We start from the raw sequence: 291 nt of genomic DNA on the forward strand, positions 1-291 counted from the left end.
TCGGCGCTGCCGCTGGCGGCAATACTGGTGAGGTTGGCAAACACCATGCTGTCGACGGTGACTTGATCGGCGTCGGCGTTGAACGCGTAACGGTCATTCTCGCTGCTGCTCAGACGACCGTTACCAGCGCTCAGAGATTCGGCGCCGGTAATGGTGACCCCGTTGTGTACCACCTGATTGGTTTGGTCGGTCAGGGCCCAGCCGTGGTTAGTACCGCCACTGACACTGTCGGCACTGCCGCCGGCCGTGATGCTGGTGAGGTTGGCGAACACCATGCTGTCGACGGTGACT

The 291-nt window shown here is 61.5% G+C and carries 1 protein-coding gene; it reads right to left on the reverse strand.

Annotation, left to right across the window (positions count from 1 at the left end; translation table 11 throughout):
- Positions 1 to 291 (reverse strand): hypothetical protein (locus tag Q1A69_RS20235; RefSeq protein WP_299589764.1); only part of this gene is annotated, 291 nt, incomplete at both ends.

The sequence above is a fragment of the uncultured Microbulbifer sp. genome (assembly GCF_947498635.1).
In the GTDB taxonomy this organism is placed as follows: domain Bacteria; phylum Pseudomonadota; class Gammaproteobacteria; order Pseudomonadales; family Cellvibrionaceae; genus Microbulbifer; species Microbulbifer echini.